Raw genomic sequence first — 18,205 nt, forward strand, 5'->3', positions numbered from 1 at the left:
TTCAAATAAAAATTTTTATAAAAATATTAACTAATACGATTTGAAGGACTACTAGTATAAATATATTTTTGTTGAAAATTTCATTACCAACTAGACAACATTCATTACCTGAGGTAGCGTTGCTTGATATGGAAACTATTGTAGCAATAAGTGCGAAAGGCAACAAAATATATGAACGACTCAAAAAAAACATTGCGATTAACATACCGAATAGAGAACCATAAATTGCGCAGACCACCCCCCCCAAATCGGGGTCCAGATCTAAAGCATTGGTAAAGAGAGTATTCTTTACCCATTTAATAGGATGGTAAAAAAGTCCGAGAAAAAAATACAAACCAAACAAACCCAACTCAGCCATTACTAAAACGAAAGAATTGTGGGCAGTTAAATTATAGTATTCAGTAAACGCTCCCCTTCCAACTCCAAAAAGAGGAAAAGATTTAAACATTTGATAACCTGCATACCAAGCTTCAAGACGTCCATGAGCGGATCCTTCGGAGGATGACAATTGAGCCATTCGACTTGGACCGAAGGTTACAATAAGAACAGCTAACAATAAGCCGAAAATTACACCATAAACCGATCTTGTTCTAAGTACAAAATATACAAAGACTGATACAATGAGAGCCAGAATAGAACCTCTAGAGTCCGTCAAATAGATACCATATAATATAATTGGTAAACATATTAACGGTACAATTAATTTTTTTTCTATCAACATATTAACAAGAAAAGGAACAGAGATAACTAATGCCAGACCTAAATCATTTGGATCATTAAATGTACCAAACCAGCGTGCCCGATATATTACATACCGTAGTCCCTCATCACCATAAAACCACTGTGACATAGGCTCCATTCCACCATGAGAATACCCTGTTGTGATTTGTAAATATGCTTCAATGGCAAGAAATGAAGACAAACAAATTAGAAAAAAAACAAAGAATTTTATTTTTTTTGGGGAATCAAGTGCATAGACAATAAGAAAGTAGGCTACTAAACTTGGGAAAAAAAACATAAGAGAGTCATAAGCACCACCTAAATAACCATGCCTTAAATGGGAGAAAACTATAGCTAGGACAAAACCAAGAACCATTAAATCTGTTTTGTACTTAAACGCTTTGTTTTTTCCACCGACGCCACAAATAAACAATGCAAGAATACATACAACACCGAGTACGGAGAATATAGGTAAACCCCGTAGACCTGGTAGCCAATCAAATGGCCGTACATAATATAAACCGATATAGAAACAAGTCAAAAAATACAACATACCTAAGTAGCCTTTAAATAGATTTGATCGGTCGATTCTTGCAAATTTCTGATTTTTTCATTTTCAATTGAGCAAATCACATTGGCGACTTCCCTAGCACTGACAAAATGAAGGACAGCGCCTAGCTTCTCAGTACATGTAATAACCGAATACAACAGTTCCTCCCCTCCTCCGGCATTAAAAAAATAATGCAAATTTCTTTCCTGTGTCCCATGTGCATAAATTTTCACAAAAACATGTTCACCGGCACCAGATACATGCACTGCTTGAGAAAACCAATCCTTCACTCTATGTTGAGTCACAGGGTTATTCGCGATCAAACCACCGTTCTCAATACGGGGAATAATACCCCACTTACGATTTCGCAAAGCCAAACCCAACGGCCCCTGGACAATTAAAAGCCCTTTCTGCGCAACCCCAACTTGAGCATCCCGCCCCCAATCATGCGACTTTGATTGACCGGGCTTGTCCACCGCATAATAGATACTATTCACCTTACGCGTCTGAGTATCACTAGGCGCCGAGGGCATGGTGAAGTCGGCATAACAACCTGTTTCCTGAAGTATGCGGATCTCCTCATTCACCCCACACCAACGCCCATCGGGTCGTGAATTGCACAGTGCCCAATTGCCATGAATGAAACCATAGACAATTTCACCGGTGCGCTTATCGATGGAAAGCAACCCATGCTCTTCATGCAGACGCTTTTTATAATCCAGCAAGGTCCGACGCAGATTCTCGGAAGTATCATTGTCGTGATGTAGGTGGATTTCGACCTCTCCATACCCGGCATGACACATCTCAGACAGGGCAGACAGGTCATCTTTTTGATATTCCTCTTCCGGGTAGAAAAAACTGTATTTCAGCATCTCACCATCTGAATCACGATATTTCTCAGCGATCTTCGGCCATTCATTAGTCCAGGTATTTATGCGTATCTGTGCCGTCCGCTTATCAGCCTTACCCCAATAGGGTTCAAAATGATCGCAGATACAAAAATAAACGTGTTTGGGTTTAACGTACGAACTCAGCAGTTTCATTTTGAGGTCACGATGCAAATAGTATGGCAGCCAATTGAGGGTGTTTTTAATTTTATTGAACACTCAAGTTACCTTGTTATGAATACAGGTGGCTGTTGCTAAACCAACCACCATGCTTTCTGAAATAGTAAATAAGACCAACAAAGTGACTGCGGGAGACCTTGGAGAATGGCTTCTTGTGGGAAATGTGCTGGGTGTCGTGAAAAACCCGCATTGCCGGCCAATAGAGAATTTTTAAACCCGCTTTGCGAACACGAACACAAAAATCCAGATCTTCGGGCGAATAAAAGATCTTTTCGTCTAAATATCCGACGGAATCAACGAGCTCGCGGCGGAAAAACCAACAGGCAGAAATTGCCGTATCGACGAGTTTTTCTTGTTCAAATGGAAAATCAGAATAGAAATCTTTATTGGGAGATTTTAGCCCTAGGGCAACTTGTGGAATTTTTAAAAGTTTGTGCCAAAAGGTCGGAAATTTTTTTACGGAATTTTGTATGGTTTTATCCTGCAGAAAAAGCTGCGGGATGATCAAGCCAAGGTCCTTCTGTTCCCTGAGCCTGTCAATAATATCGGCAAGGTTCCCCTCATGTAGTTCGGTGTCTGAATCCAGGATACAAAGGGTCTGTCCTTTTGATTTGTTAATCCCGATATTTCTCGAATAAGTTGTTCCGGTATTCCTACCCAGATATTCGACCATAAATTGATCAGGATATTCAGCTTTAAACGCGGAAAACACCGTTTGCGACTCATCCGTCGAACCATTATCGACGACAATAATTTCAAAGGTCAGATTTTCATCCTGACATTTCTCAATAATTGAGCTGAAACACTTAGTTAGAAAGCGATATGAGTTCCAAGTCAAAATAATAAATGAGATATCTACCATTGAGTTCCCCTGTTAGAACAACAACTGAATGAGCCATAACCAACGGTAAAATCATAACGACCAGTAAGCCAGCCCCGCCGCCTCAACCTCTTCCTGCTGCAGCAGGCATTTCACATCAACCACCACGCCACAACCATGTCCATTGCAGCAGAGCTCTGCCATCTGCTCAACACCCAGGGTGGAAAATGCCTGGTGACTGACAGCATAAATAACAGCGTCTACCTTGCCGACCTGATCAAGTGGGGTGAGTTGCAGGTTATATTCGTGAGCGGTCTCTGCCGGATCTGCGTGGGGATCGTTGATCAGGACCTCGATTTCGTAATCTTTCAATTCCTTGATGATATCAACCACCTTGGTATTGCGGATATCCGGCACGTTCTCCTTGAAGGTCAGCCCCAAGACCAAAACCCGCGCACCCTTGATCACTTTACCGGCTTTAATCATCTGCTTGACGGTATTTTCTGCGACATACTTGCCCATGCCATCGTTGATGCGCCGCCCGGCCAAAATCACTTGCGGCAGATAGCCGATCTGTTCGGCTTTGTGGGTCAGGTAGTAGGGATCGACGCCGATACAATGTCCGCCGACCAGGCCGGGGGTAAACTTGAGAAAGTTCCATTTAGTCCCAGCAGCAGCGAGCACGTCGCGAGTTGAGATCCCCAGTTTGTTGAAAATCAACGAAAGTTCATTGATCAGAGCGATATTCAGGTCGCGTTGGGTGTTCTCAATAACCTTGGCGGCTTCGGCGACCTTGATGCTTGAGGCGCGATGGACACCGGCGGTAACGATCAACTCATAAACCCTTGCGATGGTCTCGAGGGTTTCGGCATCCTGGCCGGAGACCACCTTGATGATCTTGTCAACCGTGTGAACCTTGTCGCCGGGATTGATCCGTTCAGGCGAATATCCAACCTTAAAATCAACGCCGCAGATAAGCCCGGATTCCGCTTCCAAAATCGGTACACAGATTTCCTCAGTCACGCCCGGATAGACGGTCGATTCATAAACGATGACCGCGCCCTTTTTCAGGTTTTGGCCGATGGTGCGCGAGGCCTTCTGCATGGGGCTGAGATCGGGATTATTGTTGGTATCAATTGGGGTTGGAACGGTTACGATAATGAAATCAGAGGTGTTGAGATCGGCGGGATTGGTGGTGTAGTTGATTTTGGTGTTAGCCAGATCAGCCGCGCTCAGCTCACCAGTACTGTCATAGCCTTCTTGCAGCTGATTGACCTTTTCGCGGTGGATATCAAAACCAAGGACATCGAATTTGCGCCCAAATGCAGCCGCCAGCGGCAACCCGACATAACCAAGCCCAACCACGGCGATACGCGCCTGTTTATTGATGATTTGCGTAACAGTAACCACTTTGTGCCCTCCTGAATAAATCTAAGAATCTAAATTCAAACGTTTATTCAATCCCCTTGCACATAACTGCACCCATCCGTTCAAACTACCCAGACTGTTATTTTAAAAATCACCTACAAAAAGCCGGGTTTCCCGTTCCCGAGCAGCAGTTTTTCGTGTGTTGCGGAAGACTTGCATTCGTCCTGGATCTCCTGTCGCAGATAATCTATCTGGGCGGAGATTTCGGCCAGCCGTTCTTCTGAATGATTAAACTGTTTTTGTTGCTGATTGATCAGGTACTTCAAAATATTCCCCTGACTCTCCAGGCGTTCCAATATTGATTCTTTCTCGGAACGGCTGACATGCAGCTTGTCGTATTTTTGTTCAATCTGAAGCAGTCTTTCATCCTTCGACGCCTGCGTCAGGGACTCATCAGCTGGACTGGATTCCGGTTCTTCAAATGAGAGTTCTTTGACGGCTTCCGACACCAGGTCGAGGCTGATCTGGAACGTCTCTTCGACAAAGGCCGAGAGCAGGAGAAAATCACAGATCACATTGATCAGTCGAGGAATGCCGCCGCTGAAATCAAAGATCAGATCCATGGTGCCATCCATAAAGGTGACACAGTCCCGCCGACCGACGGTGGCAAGGCGGTGAAGGATATACTCTTCGGTCTCTTCGCGGCTGAGGGGCTCCAGGTGGCAGCAGAGGCTGATGCGCTGACGTAACTGACGTAGTTCCGGTTGCGAAATAAGCTGTTTCAATTCGGGCTGGCCGACCAGAATGATCTGCACCAGTTTAAAGTTGTCGGCCTCAAGGTTGGACAACAACCTGACCTCTTCCAGCGCCTCTGCCGACAGATTCTGTGCCTCGTCGATAATGATAATCGGTTGGCGACCCGTGCTGCCTTCGTCGATTAAAAAATCATTCAATTCGCGTAACAGCTGGGGCTTATCTTTCCCCTCTGCATCAAGCCCGAATTCTTCATTGACCATGGCGATCAGTTGTCGGGGATCAATCCGGGTATTAAAGATCATAGCCAGAGTCGCGTCTGCACAGTTTTTATTGACAATGTCGCGGATCAGGGTGGTCTTACCCGAGCCTACCTCACCCGTTAGCAGGGTGAACCCGGCGCGCTCCTGGACACCGTATTGTAGATAGCTGAGGGCCTTGCGGTGCCCCTTGCTCAAATAGATAAATTTGGGGTTGGGCAACAATTCAAACGGCTTGGCGCTCAAACCAAAAAAGTCGGTATACATATTTCAAAACCGCAGGGCAGCGTTAAAGGCAATGATCGCGTTCCTGAAATCTCGCCCGGGAAGATCAGAATTATTGATGCGATAATGAAAACTGGAGCTCAGCAAAACCCGGCGATATTCAAACCCTATAGTGCCACCGAATCCGTAGCGATCAATCTGCTCGGCGTCCGGTTTAAAGTTGGCGTGTTCAAAATCAACATCCAGGTCGTAAAAAACAGCTTTGCTCGGCAATATATGCAGTTTAAAGCGGCCTCCCCACGCCTTATCCTGACGTGAAGACTGAACATATTGGGAGTCGTTCCAATAGACTTCGCCGCGGCTCTCAAGCCGAACGCGAGAATAAATGATGCTGGCCGTGGCAACACGGTCTTTACTAAGACCATCGAGGGAATAGAGTTGAAACTTCTGGGCATAGTCGAACGCCAGACTAACGGGTGGGGTCAGTTGGTAGTTCAGGCCAACCAGCCAATTTGGGCTGGAGGCATCGCCTCCGTGGTCATATTTTACCTGGGAGGCCCCCGCTTCGGCCTTGACGCTCAGGCGCTGACCTACCTGTTGCGTCAACCCAAGTGTATAATCCTGCTGTTTATAATTATCCTCAACGTCAGACTGCTGCATCAGGTAACGATAGGTTGCGCTGACCAGGGTGTTAGTAGAGAGCTTCTTTTCGAGCGACACCGACCCTGTGTGCCCTTCGGAATCGTTTGCCGCATGGGCGACCTGGATGCGGTCGTAGAGGTAGCCAAAAACTACCGAAAATGAGGGGGCCATTTGCCAACGATATTCTGGCGCAACCGTTAAATGGTAGACGGTTGACTTGTTGACCAGGTCATTTGCTGCGGCGCTGTTGTTACGCACATCTAACGATTCGCGGGAAATATCACCGTTCATGCGCAAAATAAACGGACGCCCCGCAAAAAACAACGCCGTGCCATGGGTGCGTTGGACATCGACAAACCGATCGAGGTTTTGCTCGCTATGCTTCTTATAAAATTGATAGTTCAAGGAATAATCAAGCGCAATATCCGCATAGGGTGCTTTGTAATTCAGAATAACACCCGGGGTGAAGGTCGTGATTGCATCCGATTGCGGATTGTTATCGGATAAAAAAAGGTTATCCGTGTACTCCTCACCCAAGGCCACCGAAGGGTGGAACTCGACCTGGGCGGCCATAACCGAAACAGGGAGTAAAGGCAGACAAAAAACGAACAGCAGTACCCTCTTGAATAGTTTCATACTATGACCTCGATTCGCTTATGCAGACGATATATTCCCAGGGCTGAGCTAAAACAGAGCCTGAACTTTTTGGACTGGAGAACAATCAGTGCTGTCTGTTGAAAGGGGAAAGGCAACAAAGCTTGTCGTCTATGGCTAGCCTTCATCAGCAGTTCTCCCTTTTCTCCCGTCAAATAAATGCCTGAGTCACAGGCTAGTAGTAATAACAACTTGGTTTTTTGACGAAACTTCGTGCATCGTTGTAGACGACACCAAGAAGATTCCCAGAGCTAAACTCCTTCAACGTTTTTTTAACGTCTTCGAGTTCGGCCTTCCCTTCACGCACCACAAACAGAATGGCGTCGACGATACCCGCTAAAATGCCCGCATCGGCAAACGGCATGGCCGGTGGCGTATCGAAGATGACATAGCGTTCGGAATAACGCTCTTTAAGCTCTTTGACGACCTGCTTCATCCGCTGCGAAGCAAGCAGATTGACCGGATCATTAATGGCTTCTCCGGCAGGTAGCACGACTAATTTGCCCAGACCGGTTTTGATCAAAACCTCCTCCAGCGGCAGATTATCCCGCAAGCAATGCACCAGCCCTTTTTCCGGAGTCAGCCCCAGATACTTGTGTATCGAAGGACGGCGCAGGTCGGTATCAACCAACAGAACGGTATGATCGTGCTCTTTCGCCAACGAGATCGCCAGATTCAGCGCCATTAGCGACTTGCCCTCTTCACTGGAGGTGCTGGTCACCATTACTGTGTTAAGAAATTCTGTGCCGGTGGTCAAAGCGATAATGGCCGAGCGCAACTTGTTGAATTCTTCGACCAAGGCCGTTTTATCATCGTTGACCGTCGCCAGCAGCGGATGATCGACCGTGATCGGCACCACATCGAGCAGAGCAGAGCTTGTTTTTTTACTAGCACGGCTCCTGACCTCACCGCTTATGGGTTCACCTGGTTTTTCGGCGACCGTCAATGTCGGTGAAGGATCTTTCCGTTGTGCTGCGGCCTTTTTTAATGCATCTTCAATTCGGCTCATCTCTATAACCCCGATTACTGACTTTCTCTCTGGATTTTCATTAACGAAGCAGTAGAATGGTATAAGCAAAGACCCCGATAACGCCCGACATGTACAGCCCGAAAAAGCTGGCCAACAGAAGATCTTTGCGGCCATTACGAGCCATTTCTTGAGCATTAGTGATATTTGGCACGACCGCTAATATCTCAATCCCAAGATCATCCAGAAAAGAAATATCACGCACACGCGTATCAAAATTTTCACGTAGAAAAACTGCCCCGAAGCCACAACCCAACCCACCGATAATTGCCAGAAACAACATTTTTAACATGTTGGGAGAAACCGGAACCTTTGGGAGGATGGCCGGATCAACTATGCGAAAGGTCGCGGCCTTGTTGCTGATTTCCATCTGCTTGGAAACTTCAGATCTCCCCATACGCGCCAACAGTTCCTCATAAATTTTCCGATGCGAATCGCGCTGCTGAATCAAGAGGCCCAGTTCTTTCTTATTGGTGGGTACACTCGCCAGATCTTGCTGGCGCTTGGCAACCAGACTTTCCAGACTATGTTTCTTGGCCAATAAAGAGGAGACTTCCGCTTCCACTTCAAAAAGCTTCTCCTGTATGTCCTGGTGCAGGGGATTCAGTGAGGTCATTTTTGAGGTTTCAGGTGTTTTTTCTTTGCCATCTGTTTGGCTTAATTGCTCATGGAAACTCGCGATTTCGGACTTGAGACGCACAATTTCAGGGTAATTATCGGTATAACGCAGGCGCAGATTCTCCAACCGCATTTGCAAGGCAGCCAACTTTGACCCCGCGGCGGAACCACTGAGGACACTGTCAACAGTGGGCGTCAATGAATTAAGCTGTTGCTGAAGTCGAGCCTTTTTTGCATTCAGAGTACCGATCTCCAGATCAAGATTCTCAAGCTGAAGCATATAATCTTTAATTGTGGAGAGCGTGGCCTGTTCGTCGACGGAGAAATATATCCCCTGTTTCTGACGAAAGGCGATAATTGCATCTTCGGCTTTTTCAAGCTTTTGTTTGAAAACTTCGATCTGTTCCTGCAAAAAGCGGTTGGCACCGTAAGTCTCGTCACGCTTCGACGAGATATTTTCTTCAACATACTTGGAGACCAGAGTATTTATAAATTTTTGTGCAAAAACGGGGTCAGAGTCGACCAAAGAAATGATGAACAGATCGTTTCCCTTGACGCGCAAATCGATTCTTTCTTTCAATTTTGATAAATAGCTTTGCTGTTCCTGGACCGACTTGGTGAAAATTGACGAGTCAATCTCTTCCAGAGTCTTCGTCAACAGGTCACGACTGAGCAAGGCGTATTTAAGAACCTTGATCCGGCCATCAAGATCAGGAGTAATGGCAATCCCCTTAACCAGATTGTCGATCACATTTTTTTCAATAAAAACAGTGCTGTCGACCTGATATTTTTTAGGTGCAAAAAAACTGTAACCGGTCACAAGGGTCATGACCAGAATCGACACACAGGTGAACATGTAGCGATATCGATATGTGGCACGTAAATAACGATAAATTTCTTCCAGATTCTGTTTCATAAATATGACCTAAAATATGCTCTCTTCAACGACGACATAGTCACCAGGGTTGAGCGCCACATTATCCGTGAGATCCTTACCCCGCCGAACATTCTCAAGATTCAATTTCTTTTTCTGCTGTTGTTTATTGATCAAATATACCGAACTGTCCTTGGCGAATTCGGTAAAGCCTCCAGCAGCCAGAATGGCGTCGAGTACCGTCATCCCTTCAAAATATTGAATTTTTTGGGGTTTTACTACAGCACCTAAAACATAAACCTGATTCAGCACATTACTCGGCAAAAAGATAATATCTTCTGCCTGCAGCAGCTGATCCTGGCTGAAATCTCCTTTGTAGTAGAGGGCATAAAAATCTTTGAAGAGGATCTTCCCCTTGCGAGACAGGTATGCCTGCCGCAGATCGATTGCGGAGAGATCACCCAGTTCACTCAGCAACTTCAGCAAACTGGTCTCCTTGACCATGTCAAATACACGGGAGACATTCCCTCCGGTAATGTAGACCCGATTATTCCGGATCTGTTCAACCGAAACAGTCACGATCGGTTCCTTGATAAAGTTTTTCATGGCAGTTGATAATTGGCTGCTGAGTTGGGACGGGGTCACACCGGCAGCAACAACATCCCCGATGGCAGGAAGAGTGATTTTACCATCGGGTCGGACAACCACCGAACGACTCATATCCGCAACCCCCCAGACAGAGATCTGAAGCACGTCCCCTTTGCCGATCAAGTAATCTGAATCAGCCGCAGCGATCTGGGGAAAAGAGCCGAGCAGCAGTACGAACAGCAACATTAAACGCATTTTTTTATCTCCCACCAAAACCTGAAAGAACCACATTGACCGTCTCTTTGATGATCTTTAAATCGAGAAATATTGAGTAGTTTTTAATGTAATACAGATCGTAACGCAGTTTTTCGAGTGCGTCTTCATCGGAGGCGCCGTAGGGGTAACAAACCTGCGCCCAACCGGTTACGCCGGGTTTTATGAAGTGTCGTGTCGAATAAAAAGGGATGGTCTCTTTGAGCCGATCAACAAACACCTGTCTTTCGGGACGTGGGCCGATAAAACTCATATCCCCCTTAAGAACGTTGTAAAGTTGTGGAATCTCGTCCAGACGGCATTTGCGCATGAATTTACCAATCCGAGTCACCCGTGGATCCTGTTTTTGCGCCCAAACGGCCCCCGTCTCACTCTCGGCATCCAGCCTCATGGTTCTGAATTTATAAACAAAATATTCCACCTCTAATTCTCCAACCCTTAGCTGCTTATAAAAAATGGGCCCAGGCGAATCGAGCTTTATCGCCAGAGCGAGCAACGGAATGATTGGCGAAACCAGGAGCAGGCCAACCCCGGCAAAAATGAGATCGAGTATTCGCTTGGTACTGCGCATGAATGACGTAATTCGAAATCCATCGGAAAAAATAAACGCGCTGGGTTGAATATTTTCAACCATCAGGCGTCCGGTTTGTTTTTCGTAGTAGGTTGCCGCATCAAAAACTTCGACGCCGCGTATTTTACAGTGCATGATCTCTTTTAAGGGTAATGCACCCCGTCTTTCGGCCAGAGCCAGTATCAACTGCTGTGGCCGGTAATCCTGAACCAGATCAGACAATTCATCGATGTGGCCAACAATACGTTCTGCCGCTATAAGTGGTTTTTCTTTGCCGCAGCTAACAAACCTGACGTAACTTAAGAGGTTCATATCTTTAGGCACAACTTCAGCGATCGTCTGGGCCAATTTGCCCACACCAATGATCAGTACCCGATTCGCAAAACGTGTTGTTCTTAAAAATTGCCGGGCCAGCAAACGTAAGAAAATTTGACCGCACAAGGTCAACAACAGATAAAGCGATAAAAGTCCACGTCCAAACTGCAGATCTGGCAGCAGGTAAAAGAGAGCCGATAACAAAAAAAATGACGCCAAGGATGAGTAAATGCACCTTTCCACAATAAATGCGCGACGTCTAAACAGATGGGGTTCATACATTTCAAAATAATATGTCGACAGTTCAACCACAAACAGGTAAATCAACAAACGCAGCAGGCCGTCGTTTGGTAATAATCCAAACTCATCCAACTGCCCGAAACGCAAGTCAAAAGCGCTAGCGAGACATCCGAAAGCCAAGGCCAGATCACAGAGAATAAGGATAAATTTGGGTCTGATCATGGACTGCCTCAATTACAGATTTTTAAGCAGAGCTTGTGCTTGGCCCACTTCTGCTACCGCTCCGCTTGAGACGACCTCGTTCAATAATTTTCTGGCTTTCTCTTTTTGACTTATTTCGATCTGCGCCATGGCTAAATGCAATTTTATAGCTGCAACCTCCGGCAGAAGCTCGGCGGCATGAGCAAGCAGCTTGGCGGCATCACCGGCGCGTTTGTTTTTCAACAACACGTAACCGAGGGTATCCATAATCCGTGGATCATTGGGTTGATTACGGTAAGCCTGCAGCGCAAGATCAAGCGCTTCTTTTTCCTGGCCGAAATTATCGGTCAGCAGATAAGCCAGGTTATTCAGGGCAGAAACATTGTTGGCGTCATATTTAAGTGCCGTGCGGTATAAATCGAGGGCCTTCCCTTTCTCGCCACGCTGCTCGTTAATAAATCCGAGCGCTGTATAGGCCGGAGAAAACCGTGGTGATTCTTCGAGCATTCTCTGATAAGTCTGCTCAGCCTGCACCAGGCTCCCTTTGGCCTGATAAACTCCAGCAAGCTGCATCTGCAAGCGCAGTTTGTTCTTCACTTTTCCAAGGCCCTGCTGCAGAAGTTTTATTGCCTCTTCCGGGTGCTTCTGACTCATAGCCAGCCCCGAAGCTAACAGATAGCTATAGTCCTGATCGGGAGCTGACTGCAGCAGCTCCGTGATGAGTGTTGTCGCCTTGTCCGGTTGCCTGGAAGACAGATAAAACCGCAACAGCAATTGGTTCCCACGTTCCGGGGTGACCCTGGAAAGATGAAGGAAGCTCGACTCAGCCTGATCAACCTGGTGAAGCTGCTGATACAAATCCCCCTGCAACTCAAGTAAAGTAGCGGAAGTTTTATACTGTTGCAGACCCCGCTCAACAATCTGCATGGCCTCAGCAAATTTTTTCTGTTTTATTTTATAGCTCGCTGCAGCGACGAAACCCTCTTCGACACCCGTGGCTTCAAGCTGAACATAGGTTTTGGCTAATTCGGCGGGGAGTCCTTGCAGGTTATAAATTGCAGCCATGCCGAGTAGCGCCTTGATGCTCTTGTCATCATGCTTCAGAACGGCCTGATACTCACCAAGCGCCTCTTGATAATCAGCTTTCGTAGCATAATAAGAGGCGAGATTAAAATATGGCGTCAGGTAGTCCGGATTGACCTTCTTGGCGTTTTGCAAAGACTGCAGGGCAAGCTCAGGCTTTTTTTGCGAAAAATAGGCGGCAGCCAGGTAGTTATCGAGCAGAGCATCGTTGGGGGATCCGTTAATACCTGCCTGCAGTGTTTCAATTGCCCCCGAGTAATTTTTTTGTCGCAGATAATGAGTCACCAACATCAGACGGCTGTTGAGCACTTCGGGAGCGGCCGCTACCGCTTTAACCAGATCCGCCTCGCCCTGGATCCCTTCGCCCTTTGCCAGATGAAAAATACCTTGTTTCAGATGGGCGTCCGCCAACCCAGGATCGATCTCAGTCGCCCTGTCCAGTTCAGCCATTCCATCATCGAACTGCCCCTTGGCCAGGTATGCACTACCGAGAATATTATGGGCATATGCATTATCAGGGTTGGAGCGCAGAACTTTCTCAATTTCAGTGATAGCGTCATCAATCCGCTTCTGTTTAAGCAGGGTCATGGCAACCAGAACCCGTGCCCTTTCAAAGTTCGGGTTCAGGTCGAGGGCCTTTTGAAAATCATTGAGCGCAAGTTCAAGCTGATTCAAACTGAAATGACTCAACCCCATAAAAAAATATGCAAGAAGATGTGGTTGCTTGACAATTGAGGCTTCGAAGGTCTGCACTGCCTCATTAAATTTTCCCTGATGGTAGAGCAATAAGCCTTTCAAACGCTGGCCTTCCGGACGATCCTTAAATCTGGTCAGCAACGAGTCAACCGTCTTTTGCGCCTCACTCAGTTCTCCTTTATCCATCTGCAGTAATCCAACCATATAGAGTGCCTGGATCTCTTGAGGCTGGACAGCCACCAGCGCCTTATAAACATCAAGTGCAGCATCCCGTTTGCCGTCGCGGGTTTCAATACCGGCCAGCAAATAATAAGCCTGAACGTTCATTTTATCCTGAAGGATAATTGCTTTAAGCAGTTGACGCGCAGCGGTTAAATCTTTGCGTTGCAGATAAACCTTGGCCAGGTTCAAGCGTGGTGGGATAGCCTTTGGATCCAGTTGGAGTGCTTTTTTGAAAAACTTCTCGGCAGCATCAAAATCGCCTGAGGAGCCGTGCGCCTGGCCATATAAGGTGAATAATTCAGATGTTTCCGGCATGGAAGAATGGTATTCATCCAAAGCGAGGAGTGCCGCCTCTGATTTTTTCTGGCCCAAATAAACCTTGGCCAGTTTTAGCAGAAGTTCGGTAGATGCAGGGTTTTGGTGCAATACCTTTTTATATTCGTTTTCCGCCTTGTCGAAACTCCCGGTAGCCAAATAAGCATTGGCCAACTCGGTTCGTGCTTCTAAATAGTTGGCATCTTTTTCAAGAGCGTTTTTATACAGGACGATAGCACCGCGATAATTCCCTTGAGAGCTAAGCTGATTGCCTTGTTTTAATAAGCTTTCTTTGGACTGACCACACCCTGCAAGCAGAAGCACAAGGGTCAGCAGGCAACAAACATTCCGAAAAAGTTTAGTTTTGGATAGCATAAAAACCCCTCTTTAATTATTGCTTTTATTTAATCCTACCGGCAGATTGATCGGCATGTGCAGATAATTCCGATCGAAGCGAACTGCCATCCCGGTCTTCTCTGCACGTATGACCTGCCCTGTAAATTCAAGAAAGAAATGCTCCTTTTCTGTCTCAACTTCGGGTTTATTAATTTCGAAAATCAGACCTATTTTTATCCGGGTCTTTTCTGGGAATGGATTTGTGGTATGAAAGTACCCGCCATCCCCTGATAAATCACGAGTCATTGGGTAACAAAAGATATTCTGCTGATCAGATTCGAGGATTTCCACAAGAGCTGACAACTCAATATCAAATCGTTCTAACGCTCTTGGAAAAGTGTAAGTCATGCCATCCCCCAAAGCATCTTGTGATAATTAACAAGCTGTTACTAAACGCCGCCGTACGTACCTGCTCGCTGTCAGATTTACCAAGGCCGAAGCGAAAACTTGGATGGTTAAGCTAAAATATTGCTTCATCTGAAGGTTCTGGTTTTTAGCTATGAAGCAACAAAGAGCTAGGATGCTGTCCAAGTTATTGAAATCGCAGCTAAACCTAAAAATCCCGGCGGGCTTCCAAGGTTGCAAGGATAACGAGTATATGCGGAGAGGGTTAATTAACAATAAGACAGAACTCCTATTTTTATACGTATTTATTAATTAGAGATCTGATACAAATTTCGTAGACAGAGGATGAGTGGATAAACCCCACTCTGATATTCTAGGTCTGTGTAGTAATTGGATATGGCAGGATTAAACGGGAGGAATACCTTTAGAAATTCTTGGCTGCCCACAAAGACGCCTGTAGACGACTGGGAACTTTGATTTTTTTAAAAATATTATAAACATGAGTTCTAACAGTATGAGGACTGATGCAAAGCTTTTCAGCAATCGCATCGTTACCCCCCCCCATAGCAATCATCGACAGAATTTCAATCTCCCTGGCTGTTAGAATTTTCTCGACAGGACGTCTCTTTTTTGGGCCGGAAGCATTATTTTTACCTAGAGCCAGACAATCAATAATTTTCTGTCTGGACACCCAATAATCACCGCTAAATAATACATCCACCCCCTTGATCAAACTGGCAGCGCTGTCAACTTCGTAAAAAAAACCACGAACGCCATAACCCAGGGCAATATTTTCGATCTCAAGTCCAACACCAAGGTTAATAAATGCCATCAGGCTAGTTGAAAAGACATCCGGCTCAATATTATTTAAAAATTCTTGAAAATCATCACTGCACCAGCCCCTGCAATCACAGAGGACCAGCAATTTTGCCTGCTGATTGGGAATGCACATTCGCGGAAGCTTACCGAGGTCATCAATAATTCGGCAATCCAAACCCAACTGACTGGCGATATGCCCAGCAATCAGGTCATTCTGCAACCCGTTATGACCAATCAAGTAAACCTGTCCGGAATCAGACAAATAAAAACCCCTCTGAAAATAAAAGCAACAACAACCATCGGTCAGAAAATAGATTCAATAAGAACAAATAAGAACCAATAATCAGAAGGTTAACAGAATTCCGCAAATCTACAACAGATGAACACAAAAGCTTTCCTGCAGCCGTAAAGCTGTCTGAGGAAGATTTACCACAAGTTGAAGTTAGGCATTAAACCAACAAACTCAAAGTTTTTCTCTGCGTTCTCTTCACCTCGCCTCAAGGGACCTAAAACACGGGCATGAGATGTTTATGGTTCGTTTGGTAGTTGATAGAGCGAAGTAAAAAAACAAATTCCTTTTTTAAAAAAATAGTTAAAGCATTGATAATACGAATAGTTTTTTCATACGCGGTCAACTAATTACTTTGGATATTTGATGCAAAACATAATGATGCAAAATGACATAAAAATAAATTTTTCCACTATTACTAATAAAATGTCACAATTTATCTGATAAAGTCATCGACATATATCAATTCTGCATTGCTCTATTCTACAAAAAATCAGGAGGACACATGGTGAAATTGGAATCTTTTGCCAGAATCACACCATTCGCAATATATATGGTGTTTGTTGGCATCGAAGGCGGACTTCGCTATTTTAATCGAGAGGGTATTTTCGCATTATCAGATCAGTCTATCTACCTGCTTTATCCCCTCAAGGTGCTGGTCGTGACCTGTTTGCTGATTTTTTTATGGGGAAAATATTCTGAAATCAGCCTTCGCGATTTTTATAATGTTAAAAACAATCTTCTCAGCATTTCTGTGGGTCTGGTCGTATTTGTTCTATGGGTCAAGATGGATTGGACTTTACCAGGACAAGATGCTCCGACAGGGTTTGACCCCAGAGTCTATACAAATGAACTGACCAGACATATGATTGTCCTCAGCCGCATCGCTGGCGCTGCTCTCGTGGTCCCGATCATGGAAGAGATTTTCTGGCGTTCCTTTTTATTGCGCTACATCATCAACAGCGACTTTTCAAAAATCCCCATCGGTCAGTTCACCTGGGTTTCTTTTTTGATCTGCGCCGCCCTCTTCGGCCTTGAGCATCATTTTATTATCGCCGGAGTCATGGCTGGCATGGTTTACACCCTGCTGCTGTACCAAACCAAAAGCATTGCGCAATGTATTCTGGCCCATGCTGTGACTAACTTTACTTTGGGGATTTATGTGTTGCAGACCGGGAGATGGTATTTTTGGTAGAAGATTTGTAGTTGGATCTGTTGGGTGATCACAGAAGTCACCTATGAAGATGATTAATTCCTTTCAGCCAAAGATCGATAGTTGCAAGTCATCAGCACCAAACAGAACCTATCTGCGCAGATTGGTGGGATAAACAGAGCGTTCTGAGTTTCGTGGATTGGACAGACAGACTGTCTGTCGGTTTTCTTTACAGCCATTGCCCCGTCACAACCAAGAAAGAGGGCGATGCATTCGCACCACCCTCTTTCTTGGTTGACACTTAAGATCCCTGGTCAGGGAATTTTCAATCAGGCTTGCTTACGACGCTTCAGAAAAGCCAGACCGATCAGGCCGCAACCGAGGAGAAGCAGAGTGCCTGGCTCTGGTACGGGAGCGATATCAGTCACACCAACGACCATATCGTTATAATCAGCGTCACTTCCAGGGTATGCCAAATCTTCCATCGCGAGAACAAAGTCAGAACCATTCAAATCAAGGCCAACATTATTCCTTGTGTCAAAGGTTAAGAAGTGGTCAGAGTTATCTAGATTCAAAGAAGTATGAGTATAGAAAGTATTATTCTCAGGCGTTGTAAGATAAAACCCAAAAGCATTCCTATCAATACCAATAGATTCACTCGAATAATTATTGGTAACTGTCCCATTTGAAAAATCAAAAGCAACAGTGATAGATGCTCCATCAGACATTGGGCCGGTAAAAATATCCAAATTATCGGAAACAACAACATGTCCAAGACTATCTATTTCATAAGTGTACAATCCAAAGATATTGGACGAGGCGAAACCAGCATATTCAAAAAACAAATATGCGCTAGCATCATCAGAGGTACCATCCACATCGGTTAATGAAAATGCCTCAGTACCACTGTCATGGTAAAGATAAGAATCAAAAGTTGATGTTAGAGTACCTGCTGGACCATTTACAATCGGTGTCGCAAAAGATAGACTGACACTAGCCAAAATTCCTATAATCGTAAAAATTGCTTTTTTCATTGTTATCTCCTTCCCCTCCTCGGGGTGCCATAAGTTGTTGTTACTCATTTGGATTTAATATTTGCAAGCTAGCGATACTAGTAGCAA

General features: G+C 45.3%; 15 protein-coding genes. 1 reads left to right on the forward strand and 14 read right to left on the reverse strand.

The features are described 5' to 3' along the window. Position 1 precedes the first annotated feature (1 nt). From D888_RS0109870 to D888_RS0109940, 13 genes are all read right to left on the reverse strand, one after another. A complete protein-coding gene (locus tag D888_RS0109870; protein WP_020676387.1) occupies positions 2 to 1,273 on the reverse strand; it encodes an O-antigen ligase family protein in 1,272 nt (423 codons plus the stop codon). Positions 1,274 to 1,275: 2 nt separating this feature from the next. Then, complete coding sequence (locus D888_RS0109875; RefSeq protein WP_020676388.1) at positions 1,276 to 2,376, reverse strand: hypothetical protein; 1,101 nt, start codon at positions 2,374 to 2,376, stop codon at positions 1,276 to 1,278. A gap of 13 nt (positions 2,377 to 2,389) precedes the next feature. Continuing rightward, a complete protein-coding gene (locus tag D888_RS21300) occupies positions 2,390 to 3,199 on the reverse strand; it encodes a glycosyltransferase family 2 protein (protein ID WP_020676389.1) in 810 nt (269 codons plus the stop codon). A gap of 51 nt (positions 3,200 to 3,250) precedes the next feature. Then, on the reverse strand, positions 3,251 to 4,567 hold the full coding sequence (locus D888_RS0109885; protein WP_020676390.1) for a nucleotide sugar dehydrogenase: 1,317 nt from the start codon (positions 4,565 to 4,567) through the stop codon (positions 3,251 to 3,253). Positions 4,568 to 4,680: 113 nt separating this feature from the next. Next, positions 4,681 to 5,805, reverse strand: coding sequence for an XrtA/PEP-CTERM system-associated ATPase (locus D888_RS0109890; RefSeq protein ID WP_020676391.1), 1,125 nt, complete (start codon positions 5,803 to 5,805; stop codon positions 4,681 to 4,683). A gap of 3 nt (positions 5,806 to 5,808) precedes the next feature. Next, positions 5,809 to 7,041 (reverse strand): TIGR03016 family PEP-CTERM system-associated outer membrane protein, encoded by a 1,233-nt coding sequence (locus D888_RS0109895; protein WP_020676392.1) that lies wholly within the window; start codon positions 7,039 to 7,041, stop codon positions 5,809 to 5,811. A gap of 193 nt (positions 7,042 to 7,234) precedes the next feature. After that, positions 7,235 to 8,068: an XrtA-associated tyrosine autokinase gene (locus D888_RS0109905; RefSeq protein WP_020676394.1), complete on the reverse strand. Its 834-nt coding sequence runs from the start codon at positions 8,066 to 8,068 to the stop codon at positions 7,235 to 7,237. A 40-nt stretch (positions 8,069 to 8,108) separates the two neighbouring features. Continuing rightward, a complete protein-coding gene (locus tag D888_RS0109910; RefSeq protein ID WP_020676395.1) occupies positions 8,109 to 9,620 on the reverse strand; it encodes an XrtA system polysaccharide chain length determinant in 1,512 nt (503 codons plus the stop codon). Between the two features lie 9 nt (positions 9,621 to 9,629). Beyond that, a complete protein-coding gene (locus D888_RS0109915) occupies positions 9,630 to 10,421 on the reverse strand; it encodes an XrtA/PEP-CTERM system exopolysaccharide export protein (RefSeq protein WP_026362326.1) in 792 nt (263 codons plus the stop codon). Between the two features lie 4 nt (positions 10,422 to 10,425). Next, positions 10,426 to 11,787, reverse strand: coding sequence for a TIGR03013 family XrtA/PEP-CTERM system glycosyltransferase (locus tag D888_RS0109920; RefSeq protein WP_020676397.1), 1,362 nt, complete (start codon positions 11,785 to 11,787; stop codon positions 10,426 to 10,428). Positions 11,788 to 11,799: 12 nt separating this feature from the next. Continuing rightward, positions 11,800 to 14,457 (reverse strand): XrtA/PEP-CTERM system TPR-repeat protein PrsT, encoded by a 2,658-nt coding sequence (gene prsT / locus D888_RS0109925; RefSeq protein WP_020676398.1) that lies wholly within the window; start codon positions 14,455 to 14,457, stop codon positions 11,800 to 11,802. A 12-nt stretch (positions 14,458 to 14,469) separates the two neighbouring features. Beyond that, entirely contained in the window at positions 14,470 to 14,826 is a 357-nt protein-coding gene (locus tag D888_RS0109930; RefSeq protein ID WP_020676399.1) for a PilZ domain-containing protein, read from the reverse strand. A gap of 421 nt (positions 14,827 to 15,247) precedes the next feature. Then, positions 15,248 to 15,904, reverse strand: a complete 657-nt coding sequence (locus D888_RS0109940; protein ID WP_020676401.1) for a response regulator transcription factor — start codon at positions 15,902 to 15,904, stop codon at positions 15,248 to 15,250. Between the two features lie 532 nt (positions 15,905 to 16,436). Between D888_RS0109940 and D888_RS0109945 the strand changes: the two genes are divergently transcribed. Continuing rightward, positions 16,437 to 17,126, forward strand: a complete 690-nt coding sequence (locus D888_RS0109945) for a CAAX prenyl protease-related protein (RefSeq protein ID WP_020676402.1) — start codon at positions 16,437 to 16,439, stop codon at positions 17,124 to 17,126. A gap of 287 nt (positions 17,127 to 17,413) precedes the next feature. Here the strand turns inward: D888_RS0109945 and D888_RS23110 are convergent, their stop codons facing one another. Further along, entirely contained in the window at positions 17,414 to 18,118 is a 705-nt protein-coding gene (locus tag D888_RS23110) for a DUF4114 domain-containing protein (protein WP_020676403.1), read from the reverse strand. Positions 18,119 to 18,205: the final 87 nt, after the last annotated feature.

The sequence above is a fragment of the Geopsychrobacter electrodiphilus DSM 16401 genome (assembly GCF_000384395.1).
In the GTDB taxonomy this organism is placed as follows: Bacteria; Desulfobacterota; Desulfuromonadia; order Desulfuromonadales; family Geopsychrobacteraceae; genus Geopsychrobacter; species Geopsychrobacter electrodiphilus.

Bases quoted from the DNA above. Each gene is read 5' to 3' on its own strand.
- D888_RS0109870 (WP_020676387.1), bottom strand. From the start codon at position 1,273: ATGTTGTATTTTTTGACTTGTTTCTATATCGGTTTATATTATGTACGG.
- D888_RS21300 (WP_020676389.1), bottom strand. From the start codon at position 3,199: ATGGTAGATATCTCATTTATTATTTTGACTTGGAACTCATATCGCTTT.
- D888_RS0109890 (WP_020676391.1), bottom strand. From the start codon at position 5,805: ATGTATACCGACTTTTTTGGTTTGAGCGCCAAGCCGTTTGAATTGTTG.
- D888_RS0109895 (WP_020676392.1), bottom strand. From the start codon at position 7,041: ATGAAACTATTCAAGAGGGTACTGCTGTTCGTTTTTTGTCTGCCTTTA.
- D888_RS0109905 (WP_020676394.1), bottom strand. From the start codon at position 8,068: ATGAGCCGAATTGAAGATGCATTAAAAAAGGCCGCAGCACAACGGAAA.
- D888_RS0109910 (WP_020676395.1), bottom strand. From the start codon at position 9,620: ATGAAACAGAATCTGGAAGAAATTTATCGTTATTTACGTGCCACATAT.
- D888_RS0109915 (WP_026362326.1), bottom strand. From the start codon at position 10,421: ATGCGTTTAATGTTGCTGTTCGTACTGCTGCTCGGCTCTTTTCCCCAG.
- D888_RS0109920 (WP_020676397.1), bottom strand. From the start codon at position 11,787: ATGATCAGACCCAAATTTATCCTTATTCTCTGTGATCTGGCCTTGGCT.
- prsT (WP_020676398.1), bottom strand. From the start codon at position 14,457: ATGCTATCCAAAACTAAACTTTTTCGGAATGTTTGTTGCCTGCTGACC.
- D888_RS0109930 (WP_020676399.1), bottom strand. From the start codon at position 14,826: ATGACTTACACTTTTCCAAGAGCGTTAGAACGATTTGATATTGAGTTG.
- D888_RS0109945 (WP_020676402.1), top strand. From the start codon at position 16,437: ATGGTGAAATTGGAATCTTTTGCCAGAATCACACCATTCGCAATATAT.
- D888_RS23110 (WP_020676403.1), bottom strand. From the start codon at position 18,118: ATGAAAAAAGCAATTTTTACGATTATAGGAATTTTGGCTAGTGTCAGT.